The sequence below is a fragment of the Oscillibacter sp. KLE 1745 genome (genome assembly GCF_000469445.2).
GTDB classification, from domain to species: domain Bacteria; phylum Bacillota; class Clostridia; order Oscillospirales; family Oscillospiraceae; genus Oscillibacter; species Oscillibacter welbionis.
In genome coordinates this window covers 29498-44833 of sequence record NZ_KI271733.1, presented here as the reverse complement: position 1 = coordinate 44833, position 15336 = coordinate 29498, and the positions used below count along the sequence as shown (strand labels likewise).

Annotated in this window: 9 protein-coding genes; 1 reads left to right on the top strand and 8 read right to left on the bottom strand. The window is 52.5% G+C overall.

All coding sequences use genetic code 11. The features are described from left to right. Positions 1 to 448 precede the first annotated feature (448 nt). The 4 genes from HMPREF1546_RS10890 to HMPREF1546_RS10875 are packed head-to-tail and all read right to left on the bottom strand — an operon-like array spanning position 449 to position 8204. Positions 449 to 3586: a type I restriction endonuclease subunit R gene (locus HMPREF1546_RS10890; protein ID WP_021749225.1), complete on the bottom strand. Its 3138-nt coding sequence runs from the start codon at positions 3584 to 3586 to the stop codon at positions 449 to 451. A 27-nt stretch (positions 3587 to 3613) separates the two neighbouring features. Further along, entirely contained in the window at positions 3614 to 5020 is a 1407-nt protein-coding gene (locus tag HMPREF1546_RS10885; protein ID WP_021749224.1) for a P-loop NTPase fold protein, read from the bottom strand. Between the two features lie 2 nt (positions 5021 to 5022). Then, the gene (locus HMPREF1546_RS10880) at positions 5023 to 6195 is read right to left on the bottom strand and encodes a restriction endonuclease subunit S (RefSeq protein WP_021749223.1); all 1173 of its coding nucleotides are present in this window, start codon (positions 6193 to 6195) and stop codon (positions 5023 to 5025) included. Further along, entirely contained in the window at positions 6192 to 8204 is a 2013-nt protein-coding gene (locus tag HMPREF1546_RS10875) for a class I SAM-dependent DNA methyltransferase (protein ID WP_036630300.1), read from the bottom strand. The genes HMPREF1546_RS10880 and HMPREF1546_RS10875 overlap by 4 nt, the downstream gene beginning before the upstream one ends. A gap of 369 nt (positions 8205 to 8573) precedes the next feature. On the opposite strand from HMPREF1546_RS10875, the gene HMPREF1546_RS10870 reads away from it, so the two are divergent. After that, positions 8574 to 10028 (top strand): ATP-binding protein, encoded by a 1455-nt coding sequence (locus HMPREF1546_RS10870; protein ID WP_021749221.1) that lies wholly within the window; start codon positions 8574 to 8576, stop codon positions 10026 to 10028. 1044 nt (positions 10029 to 11072) lie between these two features. On the opposite strand, the gene HMPREF1546_RS10865 is transcribed toward HMPREF1546_RS10870, so the two are convergent. The 4 genes from HMPREF1546_RS10865 to mobL all read right to left on the bottom strand — a co-directional run. Further along, positions 11073 to 12503 (bottom strand): site-specific integrase, encoded by a 1431-nt coding sequence (locus HMPREF1546_RS10865; RefSeq protein WP_036630297.1) that lies wholly within the window; start codon positions 12501 to 12503, stop codon positions 11073 to 11075. Next, entirely contained in the window at positions 12461 to 13666 is a 1206-nt protein-coding gene (locus HMPREF1546_RS10860) for a site-specific integrase (protein ID WP_036630294.1), read from the bottom strand. The genes HMPREF1546_RS10865 and HMPREF1546_RS10860 overlap by 43 nt, the downstream gene beginning before the upstream one ends. 52 nt (positions 13667 to 13718) lie before the next feature. Then, positions 13719 to 13925: a hypothetical protein gene (locus HMPREF1546_RS10855; protein WP_021749216.1), complete on the bottom strand. Its 207-nt coding sequence runs from the start codon at positions 13923 to 13925 to the stop codon at positions 13719 to 13721. 149 nt (positions 13926 to 14074) lie between these two features. Further along, positions 14075 to 15336, bottom strand: a 1262-nt coding sequence (gene mobL / locus HMPREF1546_RS10850; RefSeq protein ID WP_021751938.1) for a relaxase MobL, incomplete at its 5' end; no start/stop codon positions are given.

Below are 15336 nucleotides of genomic sequence, written 5' to 3'. Positions count from 1 at the left end.
GTCTGAGGTCCCACCGGGGTGTGGACCTCACCGGAAAGCTGCGAGTTTTTGGCTTTCGCCCAAATCCAATATAGAACAAACGTTCGCGCATGTCAATACCCTAATGGTGACTCGTATGCTTTTTAGGGGAGAGGCTCCTGGCCAGATTTCTTTGTCAACACCATCTCATTCTGGTAACGTAGGATGCATATAGAACTGGGGGCCTCCGTCCACTTAAGGACAATAGTCTGAACACAGTGAAAAAGGACGCGGGCGAAATCGTCTGCGTCCTTTCTATACAGCGTGCTTATTTGGCCGCCACCTTTCCGCCAATCATGCCGGAGCACAGGGACTTGGCATCAAATGCCCATGGTCTGGAAAATGCCATCCGTGATCTGGGTGGTGCCATTGATGATGCTTGTAGCAATTTGGTGCTAAGAATTACAAAATATCAGGCAAAAATAATACGCTATGCTACATCAGGGTACCGAGTGTACACATACTCATAAATTTTCTGCCGATAGCCTGAAATACTGATCTCATCATAACACTCCGGCAATTCCGCCCACAGAGTATCCCGAATCAGGTTGTCCACGGCTGCCTTGGTCTCCTGCTTATCCGTCCAGTGATCCAGTTCTGCAATTTTAGCCTTTACCTTGGCCAGCAGGTCAACCGCCACATGCTTGATTTTCTGAATATCCTGTTTGGACAGATTTTCAGAGAAGAGCAGATCGTACAGGGATAGCTCCTCATCACTGGAGAATCCCTCCCGGACATACCGCTGCTCCTCCTGATCCATGCTGTTGGCCAGATCCATCAGGTCCATGAACGTTTTCTCAATGGTGGCCCGGTTCTGTTCACTGTTGTAGTCATCGATAATTTGTTGGTAGCGCTCATAGTAGTTGATTCTCTGCGGATTGGCAAACAGCAGCTCGTTGAGACGCTGCTGGATCAAGTCGTCCAGGTCCTTCAGAATTAGATTTTTCCGCTTTGCCTTTGCAAATTCCCGGCGGAGCAGATCAAAGTCGATCTTGCTGATGTCGAACTGGCGGGAGGGGGTCAAACCTTCGATGGGAGTATCCACCTGCACATACTCACTGATAATGCCGTTGATTTCCACCATCAGATCCACATTGCTGGCGTGCTTGCGCTTTTTCTGGAGCTGGTGGAAGATCGCAACAATGGCCTCATACTCTTTTCGGGTATCCGACGAGACATCGTTCCGGTCGGCATATTTCATCATCCGGATCAGTTCGTTGGCGTAAGTCTGGAACTGTTTGCGTTCCTCCAGGGTTCCACTGACCGCGTTTGCCCCATCCTCCAGCCGGGCCATCTTCTCAAAATCATTTGCGTCGATCAACGTCTGTAAGTCAAAATCGTGGCGCAGAAGAAATTTCTTGGCGGCGGAGATCGTGTCCAGAATGCGGGCAATCAGTGCTTCCTTATCGACCGTGGGGTCAGTCCCACCCTGGCCGCCCACATTCGCTGTGTAGTCCGCCAGCGCTTTCCGCAGGGCCTTCACGATCCCAATGTAGTCTACAATCAGGCCGTTGCTCTTTCCCTCCGCCACGCGGTTGGCCCGGGCGATGGTCTGCATCAGGGTGTGGGCCTTCAAGGGCTTGTCCAGGTACAGGCAGGACAGACACTTCACATCAAAGCCGGTGAGCCACATGGCGCACACGAACACCACCCGCAGGGGATTGTCCGGGTCCTTGAATTCCTTGTCCAGTTCCCGTTTCTCCATCTTCTCCCGGTGGTATTTGATGTCCAAGCCCCACTTTTGAAAGGTCTGGATCTCGTTTTGCTCCTGGCTGACCACCACGGCCATTTCCGTCTCTTTCATCCAGGCGATTTTCCGGTCCAGTTCCTGAGCCTCCTGCTGGGTGGCATGCCTGCGCTGAGATTCCAGGCGGGTGATCTCCTGGGCCCAGTATTTTTGTGCCAGATCATACATCCGAACACAGGTGACCTTATTAAGGCACACAAACATGGCCTTGCCGCTGGTCCACAAATCGGAGTAGTGTCCCACGAAGTCCTTGGCGATGGAGTCCAGCCGCTGCTGTGCGGTCAGCAGGTGGATCTCCTTGGCAAATTCCCGTTCCAGTTTCTCCTGCTGGTCCACGTCCAGGTCGGCCCGCTCGATGGCATCCAGAATCCGGTCGGTGATCTCCGGGGTGTGGAGATCGGCGATTTTATCCCCCCGGTTCTCGTAGTACAGCGGCACGGTGGCTCCGTCCTCCACCGCCCGCTTGAAGTCGTACACGGATATGTAGCCGCCGAAGGTGCGCTCGGTGATGTTGTCATTAGATAGCAGGGGCGTCCCGGTAAAGCCGATGCGGGAGGCGGTGGGCAGCAGGTGCACCATGTTGTCGGCGAAGATGCCGTACTGACTGCGGTGAGCCTCGTCAGAGAGAATGAGGATATCATGGTCGGGGCAGATGGGCTGCACGTTGGGCTGATTAAACTTTTGAATCAGGGTGAAGATAAAACTGGGGTTCCCCCGAAGTTTGTTGATCAAATCGTCGCCGCTGGCGGCCATAAACTGCCCAGCTTTCGCCTTGCCCAGCAGTCCGCAGTTTTCAAAGGTCTCGCTGATCTGCTTGTTCAGTTCCTCCCGGTCGGTGAGGACCACAATGGTGGGAGAGCCAGCAAACTTCCGCCGAATCTTCTGGGCCAGGAACACCATGGAGTAGCTCTTGCCGCTGCCCTGGGTGTGCCAGAATACCCCCAGCTTGCCGTTGTTCAGCTTCCGGGCCTGGTATGCCTTCACCGCCTCATTGACGCCAAGATACTGGTGGTTTCGGGCCAGAATTTTTGCAGTGTGGCCGCCGGAGTGGTCGAAGAGAATGAAGTTTTCCAGTAGATCCAGGAAGCTCTCCTTTTTGCAGATCCCTCGGAGCATAGTCTCCAGGGCCACGCTGCCCGCCTCCTGTTCGCTGAGACGCTTCCACTCATGGAAGAACTCGTACTTGCTGCCCAGTGTGCCCACCTTGGCCTCCAGGCCGTTGGAGAGGATGAGAAAGGCATTGTAGTAGAACAGGGGTGGGATGGTGTCCAAGTAGTCGGTGTAGTTGTCCGTGTAGGCGTTCTGCACGTCCACGGTGCTCTTCTTCAGTTCCACAAACAGCAGAGGAATCCCGTTGACGAATCCCACGATGTCCGTGCGGCGGCGGTACAGGTCGCCGTGAATTTTCAATTCCTTGATGGCCAGGAAGTGGTTGTTGTCTGGGTTCTGGAAGTCGATGACCTGGGCCCGCTTCTCCCCTGTTTTGCCGTCGGGGCGCTTGACGGTGACGGGGATGCCGTCCCGGATGAGGGAGTATTTCTCCTCATTGATCTGCATCAGGGAGGCGGTGGACAGGCGGGATTCCATCTTCTTCTGGGCCTCGTCCATCTGGGCGGAGGTGAGCCACGGGTTCAGGCGCTGCAGCGCCTGCCGAAAATACCGGGTGAGCAGGATCTCCTTGTAGCTTGTCCGGCCGAAGGTGCCATCCCTGCCCAGCTTTTCCGTGTTGTAGGCATAGGACACCTCCCAGCCCAGCTCCCGCTCCAGCAGATGCCCGGCCGATTCCTGGACGAAAATATTTTCGGAGTAGTCGTAGCTCATAAAAACCTCCTTTTTGGATTGGCTTCCTCATTGTATGAGATTTAAAAGTTTCCAGAATCTCAAAACGTATTCGCGAACAGACAAAGTACCGACTGTAACGACATTCTCATATCCGCCGTTCCAATGCTCATTATTGAATCCCAGGACTACTCGGTAACATCCGATGATAAGGCCAAACAAATCACATACATCAATGTAAGAAGGTCCAGGAGAATTGTGGTGATAGTACTGCGGGGAACCATTTTTCGTTTTATAACGACTTCCCAATCTTTTCAAGATATAGGTGTTCTCAGGTGAAAACATATTAGACGCGAATAGATTTTGTTCGCTAAAATGGTTCTTGGCATCGCTTACCTTTAACCCATACTGTTTTAACACAGTAAGAAATAATTCGACGCATAAAATAGAGCTGTCACAAATTATGTTATCCGATGTAAGAATGCGGTGGCACAAATGACTTTTCTCAGCAATCAATTTACACGTTCTAATGTCAATATCGGCTAAGATAAGACTACAAAGGTCATCAGCTTTGTCGCTTTGTAACGTTTGACAGCTAAAGCAACTATGATACTGCGGATAAAGGCCTTTGACAATGTTGCCAATGTCCCCAGCGTGCAGTGATAACTCAAAGTCAATAAATTTCTTTAAATATCGTTCAATGCTAGTATTGCTTCCATATAATGATGAAATCGTTTGAACCAGTTGATCCTTATCGACGGCTAAAATTACCTGCATGTTGGGAATGTCGCCGAACACATGGTGTAATCGCTCTAAAACTTTGATTGCATATTCTGGTAAGCACCGATCCAGTTCATCTACGACTAAAATTACCGTCTGATCCTCTGCGAGTAACGCAATTGTTTTGGATAGTTGCTTCAGCATTTCTCTGAATTTGAAATATGTATCAAAATCGTGGTTTTCTGCTATTGCTTTTGATGTTTCATTGTTTATTTGCTCTATCTTTTTCTGGATAGCTTGAATATCTATGCCTGTCTTTCCTTTAACAATTGTGCTCGCATTTTCAAGTAAACTAATTCCAATTTCCTTGATAATTTCTTTAATGGCTGCTTTTTGTTCCTCTTTTACAAGATTAAGCGTATCGATTTGATCTAAAATAGCTGCAACAATTGCAATCAACGGTTCTGAATAATAATCATATTCCCAGCAATTGTAATGAAACACCACATATTTGTTCAGCGTTGTTCCCTCTTGATAAAATTCCCTGATTCTCCGTTCAAACGACTCCAGGATCCATGTTTTCCCCGTTCCCCAGGCTCCGTTGATTGCATAACTTGCATTCTTTTTATTAGAGGCGAGTATCTCTACGATAGTAATCAGTTGCCCTATAAAATCTTCGCGCCCTAACATATCGATGGGGGCAGAACTGTCGTGTGGAATGATTTGCATCTCCGTGCCTTCTTCTTGGGATGCCATTATCACACCTCCACTTCTCCGGTCATTAGTTTGGGCAGCAGGCGGTCACGGGCTTGCTGTGCCTGATAGCATATTTCTCTACAACGTTGAACCTTTGTATAAAGAGGTTCAGCAATCGATTCAAATAAATTTGCAATTTCCATAGTTGGCACAAAAATAACTTCGGCTTTTAAGTACTTAAAATGCCTTGCATAATGGTAATTAGACAAATCAATATTAAGCAAACTACAATATAGCAATCTTTGCGGCATGTGATTAGAAGACGAGCAAATCAATTGCGTCCCATCTGCACCTTTTGCAAACGGGAATTGAATTAACTTTAATATACGCGTATGGTCTCCAAAAACAATTACTGGAGCATTAGATTGTACAAGAGATTCGGTATCATTGGTATATCCTGATATAAATTCTCGGCTTTGATCGATGACAGGAATCATACCAGCTGTCTGATAATCAGCGGTTGGAATTTGTTTTGTTCTTATGGGCTTATCAATTAAGCTGCCAACGGTTCTTTTTTCCCACCTCTCTGGCACGCCGTCCGCAATTTTGGTGTGCTCATAGCCGGGGAAACGCAGGTCCACGAACCACTCTTTATACAGCCGCCGAGCCGCCTCCTCCAGCAGTTTGATCTGCTTTCGATTGTTCTCGATCAGGTCATCATAGGCGGATAGAATGTCGGCGATGCGGCACTGAATTTCAATTTTGGGTAATTTTAATTTATACTCCTTAATTGAACCTATGGCAATCCGCATTTGATTAGCCGCACCTCTGCCACGGCTTTGAATATAGTGTTGAAACTCCCGGCTTTTTGCCAAGTAGCCCAGATAACGTTGGTCCAGAATCTCGCTATTAGTCGTGCGAATACAAACAGCATTTTGGTTCAGGTAAAATCCCTCAACAAGCGAATTTACAACACAAGATCGACCAGCGGCAGAATCTTGCAGATTGGGATGAGAACCAACAGTTGCAATGATCACATCGTTGAGTAGGAGTTTATTTTTGGCGTACTTTTGGGTGTCTGATAACGGCAAATAGTTTATATCATCTATCAAAAAACCGTTAGGCTTAAAGTTGGAAACTTTTAGAACAGGTATCCCAGATGATACATATTCTTTATCACTCCACGCACCACCGTTGATAAACTCACATATAGCGCCCAATTCTATTTCTTTCACAGCCCCATCTCCTCCCAATTCTTTGAGATGGTCTCCATCAGCCGGTCGGACTCCGCCTGGAGTTCCAGCAGTTCCTTGTGGATCTCGGTCATGCGCTCATGGAAGTCCACCCCGTCATCTTCTGCGGGCGGCACCCCCACATAGGCGCCGGGGGTGAGGGAGAAGCCCTTCTGCTCAATTTCCTCCAGGGTAGCCGCCCTGCACAGGCCGGGAATATCGGCATACACGCCCTCGCCAAATTTACCATAAAGCCAATCAGCCTCTTTAAGAACAGCAACACATTCTTGAATTTGTTCCTCATGGCTCTCTAAGATTGCTTTTAGTTCTTTTACATAGAAGCGAACTCTCGCAGGTCCTTTTCCGGCTCTGCTTTCTATGAGCGCTTTTATCTCATGTTTCAGTTTATTCTCTTCCAGATATGGGGCAAATTTTGCTACACTGGCTTTCTGAAGCCGGAGGAATTCCTCTAACCCAAGCCTTAATTTTTCCAGACTGTTTAAGACATTCCCGTCGTTAAGCAATGCTTTGATTTCGTAGCCTTTTTCATTCGGCTTTTTGTAGAACTCAGGAAGCATTTCATGAAGCAATGACTCCGTCTGAAAGTCTATAAGCGTAGAAATCTTTCGATGGAGCTCCTGCCGGTACTGGGAGAGCAAGTTCTGGTATTTGTCCACCTCACCCCGGTACAGCCACACAATGGCGTTCAGGTTCTTTAACTGCCACTCGCTCCACTCGTTTAGAGTGCGGTCCACCACGGTGTAGTAGTTCCGGGCGTCAATGAACAGCACCTTGTCCCGCAGCTCCTCTTGTTTCCCTTTGTCAAAGAACCACAGGGAGCAGGGCAGGCTCTTGGTGTAGAAGAAGTTGTTGCCCACGGAGATCATCACATCCACGTGGCCGGTGCGCACCAGCTTCTCCCGGATGTCCTTGTCCTTGCTCTGGCTGTCGGTGGCGGAGGAGGCCATCACAAACCCGGCCCTGCCGTGCTCGTTTAAGTAGGAGTAGAAATAGGAGATCCACAGATAATTGGCGTTGCTGACCTCCTTGTTCTTGTTGACGGCGGGCATCCCAAAGGGCAGCCGCCCGGCGTTCTGGGCCGACTCCGCCTTCACCTTGTCCACGTTGAAGGGGGGATTGGCCATCACATAGTCGCAGCAGCCATCCAGATTGTGGGCGTCGTGGTAAAAGGTGTTGGCCTCGTCCCCGGACTTGATGACCCCGGACAGGCCGTGGACCGCTAGGTTCATCAGGCACAGCTGGGAGTTGTACTCCACCTTCTCCTGACCGTAAAAGGTCAGGGTGTTGTTGGCCAGCATCCCGGCGTGCTCCACAAAGTCGCCGGTCTGGACAAACATCCCGCCGCTGCCGCAGGCCGGGTCCAGCAGGACGCCCTCCCTGGGCTCCAGAATATTGACGATCATCTTTACCAGGGCCTTGGGGGTGAAGAACACCCCGTCATCCTGGGCGATATTCTTGGCAAACTTGTTGAGGAAGTACTCATAGATGCGCCCGATCACATCGCCCCCCACATCGTCCAGGGCGCTGTTGTTGAAGATCCGCAGCAGCTCGGCCAACAGCTCGTCGGAGAACATGGTGTAGTCCTTGGGCAGCACGCCGGAAAGCTGCTCGCTCTGCTCCTCTACCAGCTCCATGGCGTTGTTGACCACTTCGCCCAGGCTGTTCATGACCTGGCCGTTCCGGTTAGTCAGCCCAGCGGCGGAGATGTTCTCCGGCAGGTCCACCAGATAGGCGTACTGGGCCTCCAGGGGCAGGAACAGAGCGCTGCGGGAAGCAAAATCGCTCTCCTCCACCGGCAGCACCTGGCCGTTTCGCACCGGGCGGTCCTTTAGGATTTCTGCCTCCACCAGCTTGAAGCGGCTGAACGCATAGCGAAGAAAAATCAGGCCCAGAACGGGCATACAGTATTGGTTGGACGTCAGCTTGGAACCGGCCCGCAGCAGGTCGGCGGACTCCCACAGTTCCGATTCCAGCTTGCGAATGTTGATCATGTCAATCTCTCCCGGAGTGTAGTTTTTAGAATAGTGTATCATTTTTTCTGGGATTTTGGAATATAGTTCCCAGCAGAAATGACTCATAGTTCGCCTTTTCATTGTCAACACCATCGCAAAACACTGCAAAAAAGCACGCATGCGTTTTTCCTGTTGAGCAAAACGCACATGTGTATTCAAATATGGGCACATGGATGAGTGCAAAGAAAAGCTATCTTTGCATTTCTACCAAGATAGTAAATCTAATAAAATCTAAATAAATCAAAATAAACCCAACTTCCTGTTTGAAAAAGCTAAAAATATCGAACAGATTTGATTGACATTTTTGAAGATGTAAGTTAAGCTTGGAGCAAGAGAGGAGGTGTCCTTATGCTGACGGAAGAACTGTTAGACCTCGTGCGGCATACGACCCGGCAAAAGGCGGAGACGCAGACGCTGGAGGTCAAAGCCGCCCATGTGGATTGTCCGAGACGCCTGTATGACACACTGTCCAGCTTTTCAAACCAGGACAGTGGAGGAATTTTGCTGTTTGGACTGGACGAGACACAGGATTTTCAGGTAGTGGGTGTCTATAACCTTCAGGACTTGCAGAAAAAAGTGGCGGAGCAGTGCAATCAGATGGACCCGCCTGTGCGTGCGGTCTTTACGGTAGCTGAGGTAGATGGACTCCCAGTCTGCTCTGCGGAAATTCCCTCCATTGATCTAGCGGAGCGGCCATGCCATTACAAGGGCGCTGGTCGGATGAAGGGCTCTTATATCCGGGTGGGCGACGCGGATCTTCCCATGACGGATTACGAACTATACAGTTATGAGGCGTTTCGGAAGCATTTGCACGACGATGAAAGGCCGATTGAGCGGGCTTCTCTGGACACCTTAAATCAGGACGCTGTGCAGCGCTATCTGCTGGATCGGCGCATGGAACGGCCAGGCTTTGGAAAGCTAAGCGAAGAGCAGCAGTACGAGATGCTGAACATTACACGAAACGGCGCGCCAACCCTTGCGGCCGTCCTGAACTTCGGGATTTACCCCCAGGGATACCTGCCCCAGCTTGCCATTACCGCCGTCGTGGTGCCCGGAAAAGAGATTGGAGAACTGGCAGAAACGGATTCTGCCCGGTTTCTGGACAATAAACGAATTGAGGGCACCATCGCGGAGATGGAAGAGGAGGCCCTCTCGTTCTGTAAACGGAACATGAAGACTCGCACGGTCATCGATCCGCAGACGGGGAAACGTACCGATCAGACAGAGTATCCTATCCGGGCACTCCGGGAGGCGATCCTCAATGCGCTGATCCACCGGGATTACAGCATTTATACCGAGGGTACGCCTGCCCAGATCAATTTCTTTTCTGACCGACTGGAGATCCATAGCCCCGGCAGCCTCTATGGCAGGATGACGGTGGACCAGCTGGGCCATGCCCGTCCGGATCTTCGGAATCCTGCGCTGGCGGTGATGGCGGAGATCCTGACAGACGCGGAGAACCGATACTCGGGCATCCCCACCATTCGGCGGGAGATGGCAGCCTATGGCCTACCGGCCCCGGTATTTGAGAACCGTCGGAATGAGTTTGTGGTGACGCTCTACAATCACGCCCAGGAAGAGAGACAGGCAGTTCCCGCGGGGGAGCAGCCTTCGGCGGGACATGATCTTCTCTCCTTCTGCCGTGTTCCGCGCAGCCGCAAAGAGATCGCTCAATTCTTAGGCATCAAAACATCCTACTATGTAACCCGTCACTACATCCGGCCGCTGGTGGAAGCTGGTAAGCTTAAAATGACAATCCCGGATTGCCCCGGAAGCCCTAAGCAGAAATATTATGCCGGATAGTGGATGAAAGGGCCTAGAGTAAGGGAACTCTCAAGGAACTCTAAACCTACTATCAACCTTGAGACAAATAAAAATCTCGGAAAAGTGATAGGAAGCCTACAATAAACAAGAAAATCTCAATTATTACTGAGCGACTTGAAAATCTACTCTCAACTTTTGGGGGAGAGGTATCAAATAAGGGCCAAGGAAGCGCTGGGAATCAGCGAATCCTTGGTCCTTATTTGACCGCACCATATGGAAATCAAACAACAATCAGTTGTTAAATTGGAATGAAAGAATCTTCCCTTGTCAATGCTGTCGCAGGAACTGGGTAAAAGGTATTTCTACCTGTTTGATGACAGCACCAGAGCATTCTCATGGTGGTATATCAACGAACAATTTAAGGCGTTGGATGTTTTGGGACTAACTTTGAACTAATTTGGTACTTCTTTGCGGTTTACACGGCATCATTTAACGATAGCAGGGAGTTTGGTACAAACTTGCATGAAACTTACAACGAAAGGTTTGTCGCCAGAGGACGGCGACATGGCAGCTTTAGGAACAGGATTCTCGTCTTTTTATCTTTGTTAACACCCTCTCAAAAGCAGCCCTGTGAAAGCATGTAGAAAAGCGGGACAGTGAGCTTTTGCGGCAGGAAAGGAAGACCGCAATTTGACCACATTTGTGCAAACCGTCGGATCGCTAAACCTACTGCCCCAACGGTTTGACCACACGGGCAACCACAGAGGGCGGCGGAACAGGCGGAAACCTTGCACTCAAAGAGTGACGGAAAGTAAACGGATTGGAGCGGATATGGCTATAAAGCACCCAAAATAGTTAGAAAAAAGTTCCAAAGTCGCTTGGTAAGGATGAGGTCCCCAGTTCAAATCTGGGTAGCAGCTCCACAAGAAGGTCGCTTTTCTTTTGAAAAGCGGCCTTTTCTTCTAAAATTCGCAACAATTTTTGAAATATTAAATTTTTCCATTTGCTATTGACCACAGAACCAGCCACAGACAGGAAAAAGACGGGCCTCCGGGGGCGCTTTGCCCTCGGAGGCCTGTTTGTTCAACTTGCCGGTTTTTGTTGCTTCGCCTGCTCTTTTCCGGCGGCGATCTCCGCCTTCATTTCCCAGATCAGTTCTGCCAGCTTTTTCTCACACTCGGCTTCCGTTTTCGCGTAGACATTCCGGGCCATGCGCTGGCCATTGAAGATGGGGGAGTAACGGCCCTCCCACAGGTGGTCGTTGATTTGGCTGACACAGCCGGTGCCCGGTTTGCGCCGCTGTCCCTTGTGGGCCTGGAAGGTGCTGGGGGCTGGTTTCTGGGGTGCCGCTTCCTGCCTGGGTTTCGGTTCGGCTCTCCCGATTCCTTGGTCGATCTTGTCCGCCGCGTTCTGCCGCATGGCATCGGTGACGTGGGTGTAGGTGTTCAGGGTGGTGGTGCTGGACACATGGCCGATGATGGTGGACAGCGTTTTGATGTCCATGCCGTGTTCCAGGGAGGCGGTAGCGAAGGTGTGCCGCAGGTCATGGAATCGCAGCCGTTTACACTCTGCCCGCTCCAATACTGTCTGGAGCCGCTTCCGGACGGCTGCCGGGTCCATAGGGGAGTCTTCCTTGACAGGGGAGGGAAACATCCACCGTGAGTGGACGGCTTGTTTGTAGGTCTTGAGCACGTTTAGGACCGGGGCAGGGAGGAGTACCGTCCGGTTCCCCGCCTTGGTCTTGGGCGGGGATACTGCCAGTTCTCCCTTGACCCGGTGGACCTGCCGCTCCACCCGCAGGGCGCCGGTCCGGAGATTCAGGTCACGCCACTGGAGGGCCAGGATCTCGCCCCGGCGCAGGCCAGTGGCCAGTTCCAAGAGAAGCAGCTCGTAGCAGCCGTCCTCCCTGGCCTGGATCAGCAGCCGCTGGATCTCCTCCGGAGTCAGAACCTTCATTTCTCTGCCCTTGACAGGCGGAAGTTTACAGCTGTCCGCCGGGTTGCGGAAGATCAGTTTCTCCTCCACTGCCTTGTCCAGTGCGGCGTGGAGGGTGGTGTGGATGCCCCGGATGGTCTGGTCGGAGAGACCCTCTCCATAGAGTTCTGTGCGCAGCAATCTGCCATTCTGCCTAAGATGGGTATAGAACTGCTGGATGTCCCCGGTGGTCAGCTTGTCCAGCTGGATACCGCCCAAGGCGGGGATGATGTGTTGGTAGATCCGCCGTTCATAGGACATCTGGGTGTTAGGACGGAGACTCGCTTTCTTGTAGTCCTGGTACCAATGATCCAGCCAAGCACCCAGGGAAAGCCCTGCTTTTGGAACTTCAGGGGCGGGAGTCTCCAGTCTCTCCCGCAGGGCCTTCAGCTTTGCCACACATTCTGTTTTTGTCTTAGCAAGGACATTTTTGGTTTTGGGCAGGCCCTTTTCGTCATAGCCGATGACCACTCGGCCCTCCCACCGGCCGTCCTTTCTCAGACGGACGCTGCCGTCGCCGTGTTTTCTGCGTTTTGCCACGGGGCCATCTCCTCTCCTAAGTAGTCGGTCAGGAAGCCGCCCACGATTTCCGCCGCCCGCCTCTGCATATCCCCGGTGGTGTGGGTGTAGGTGTCCAGGGTGAAGCTGGCTTTGGTGTGGCCCAGGATGCCGGATAGGGTCTTGGCATCCACTCCGCTGGCCAGAGCGTGGGTGGCGAAGGTGTGCCTTAAATCGTGAAATCTAAGTTCAGGCAGTCCGGTCTCCTGCAGGACCTTTTTCAGCTGGCGGTATGCGGTGCCGGGGTTCAGCAGGGTTTCCGGGCGAAGTGGGTCATGGAAGATCCAAGGGGAGTAGGAAGTCTTTTTTCGCAGCCGCAGCCGCTCCGCCGTGCTGGTGGGCAGGAGGATGGTCCGGGTCCCGGCGTAGGTCTTGGTGTCCCCGGCCACCAGCCGTCCGCCTTTTTCTTTACGCAGTGTACGGGAAATGCTGAGGGTGCCCTTTCGCCCATCGAAGTCGCTCCACATGAGGCCACAGATCTCACCCAGCCGCAGACCGGTGGTGAGTTCCGTGTAGAAGAAGTCCCGCCAAATCGGGTCCCGATCCGTCGCCTCCAGAAAAATGTTCACCTGCGCCTCGTTTAGAATTTTCATGGGCTTGTGGGTGATTTTAGGCGGGTCCACCTGTTTGGCGGGGTTGTTGGGCATCAGCCCCTGATCTGCTGCCGCTTGGAGGGCTTGGTGGAGGGCGGCGTGGATACCGCGGACGGTGGCGGGAGAGAGGCCGGGGCTTTGGCCGGGGCGAGGGGCAATTCGCCCCTGTTCCAGAAGGAAACGGTACAATTCCCGCAGATCCTCAGCGGTGAGTTGCGTGAGCTTCTTTTGTCCCAGGCGGGGTTTGACATGGCGGTCCATGTCGCCCCGGTACCGTTTCAGGGTGCCGGGGCGCAGGGTGAGTGCCATCTGCTCCAGCCAGCGGTCCAGCCACTCTGACAGCGTCATTCTGCTCTCCTCCGTCAGGTCCACTCCCTGATAGGCGTCGATGTTCTGCCGGAGTTTGGCGGTCAGTTCCTTTTGGGTATCTGCGTAGATATACCGGAAGATTGAGTCGCCATTGCTCTTGTGGCCCACTACGATCCGGCCCTCCCAGCGGCCATCCTCCCGCTTGCGCACCATGCCGTCCCCGGATGGTCTTCGCTTTGCCATGTTTCTTACCTCCAGAGTTTATCTTTGATTTGCGGTGCAATTTCTGGGGGACTCACTTGATAGACGGGAACTTGTGAGGCTCTGCCACCCATTGATACACCACAGCCCCGCAGCGGCGGCAGATCAGATAGCGAAGCCGGCTGCCCAGGAGTCCGTGCTTCTTGTAGGTCACCAGCGCCTCTCCGTGCTGCCAGCCCAGGCCCAGATTGTCGCTCCCGCAGTACTGGCACCGCTGGACTGGGGTTTGATTGGTCGTCATTGGTCATCCCTCCTCAGCAACACAACATACCACAGAAACAGGAAATAGCCAGGGGCACGGCGAACTATTATCAGAAAATTATCATTTTGCCTGGCCTTCTTGCTCCAAGGGCTTTCCTATTGTTTTAGGTGCCGTAATTTTTGAGGTGCTCACATCCCGCCCATGACCATGCCGCCCTGGTTCTGCGCCTCCTCATGGTCATCCGGTTTGTGGCCCATAGCGATTTTCTTTTCCTGAATCTTTCTCCGAAGTTTGCTGTCTACCTGGAGGCCGGTGCTGGATCGAGGCAGGGAGTGATCCTCGAAGATCCGGCTCATGTGGTAGAGCAGGCGGGTGACCGCCAGCATGACGGAGGGTGGACGGAGGCCACTCTGCCGCTCCAGGAAGAATTGTGCGTACTGGTTTCCCTGGGCGGCGGAACGGCTGAACCAGTCCAGCGCCTGGGTCCGGTCGTGAATCACTCCCTGCCCCGTCAGGTATAACTTGCCCAGCATATACTGGGCATACTGGTTACCCGCCTCCGCTGACTGGGTGAACCATTTTGCCGCTTTGGAAGTATCTTTAGTCAGCGCCTCGCCGGTCAAATACTCCTTGCCCAGCCGGTAAGCGGCGAAGTGATTCCCGTTTTCCGCAGCCTGCCTCATCCAGCGGATGCCATCGTCCGGGTCATGGACTTCGAGATCGTCAGAGAGAAGCAGTTTGCCTAAGACATATTGTGCCTCTGGCAGACCATGCTCTGCCGCCTGGATGAACCAGTACTCTGCCTTTCGACTGTCCGGAATCAGCAGAGGGCCATCCCGGTAGAGTAGGCCCATCATGTATTGGGCGTGAGCATCTCCTCGTTCCGCCAGCCGCTCCAACTCCTCCGCCGCGCAGTCCCGGTCTGCCAGAGGAATGGCTTCGTTCTGGATGATCTGCCGTAGTTCCCAGCAGGCATAGGACTCGCCCTGCACTTGTTCCGGTTCGTCATGGCCGGCCAGGTCAGCGTCCTCGAAGGTGATATCCCCCATGCGGATGCACTCCGCCTCCTGGATGACAGCGTTTTTGATCCGTCGGAACTCCTTCTCCTGGGACAGCTTTTTCTTTTCTCTGAGCTTGTCGTGGTAGTAGCTTTCCACCTCGCTTTGGAGGGCGCACCATTGGGCATAGCAAGCTTTCACCGTTGGTATATCTTCCAACCTGTCCACTACCTCGTCCACGGTTTTCTTGACAGACTTGGGCAGGTATCCGTAGGACTTTTTGCCCTTAACAGTTTCCAACTGTTCAGCCAACTGCGCCATTTTCTGTTCGATGGCTGGCTCTGTGCAAATGCTCCGGGACATCTCTTGGGTGAGTTGTCGGATGGCCCGCCGCGTCTCCCGCACCAGCTCGTCCCGTGACTGTGACTTCTGTTCGTAGGTGTGGAGCATCT

Excerpts from the sequence above, each read along its gene's own strand:
- HMPREF1546_RS10890 (WP_021749225.1), bottom strand. The coding sequence starts at position 3,586 with ATGAGCTACGACTACTCCGAAAATATTTTCGTCCAGGAATCGGCCGGG.
- HMPREF1546_RS10855 (WP_021749216.1), bottom strand. The coding sequence starts at position 13,925 with ATGACGACCAATCAAACCCCAGTCCAGCGGTGCCAGTACTGCGGGAGC.
- HMPREF1546_RS10875 (WP_036630300.1), bottom strand. The coding sequence starts at position 8,204 with ATGATCAACATTCGCAAGCTGGAATCGGAACTGTGGGAGTCCGCCGAC.
- HMPREF1546_RS10860 (WP_036630294.1), bottom strand. The coding sequence starts at position 13,666 with ATGGCAAAGCGAAGACCATCCGGGGACGGCATGGTGCGCAAGCGGGAG.
- HMPREF1546_RS10885 (WP_021749224.1), bottom strand. The coding sequence starts at position 5,020 with ATGGCATCCCAAGAAGAAGGCACGGAGATGCAAATCATTCCACACGAC.
- HMPREF1546_RS10870 (WP_021749221.1), top strand. The coding sequence starts at position 8,574 with ATGCTGACGGAAGAACTGTTAGACCTCGTGCGGCATACGACCCGGCAA.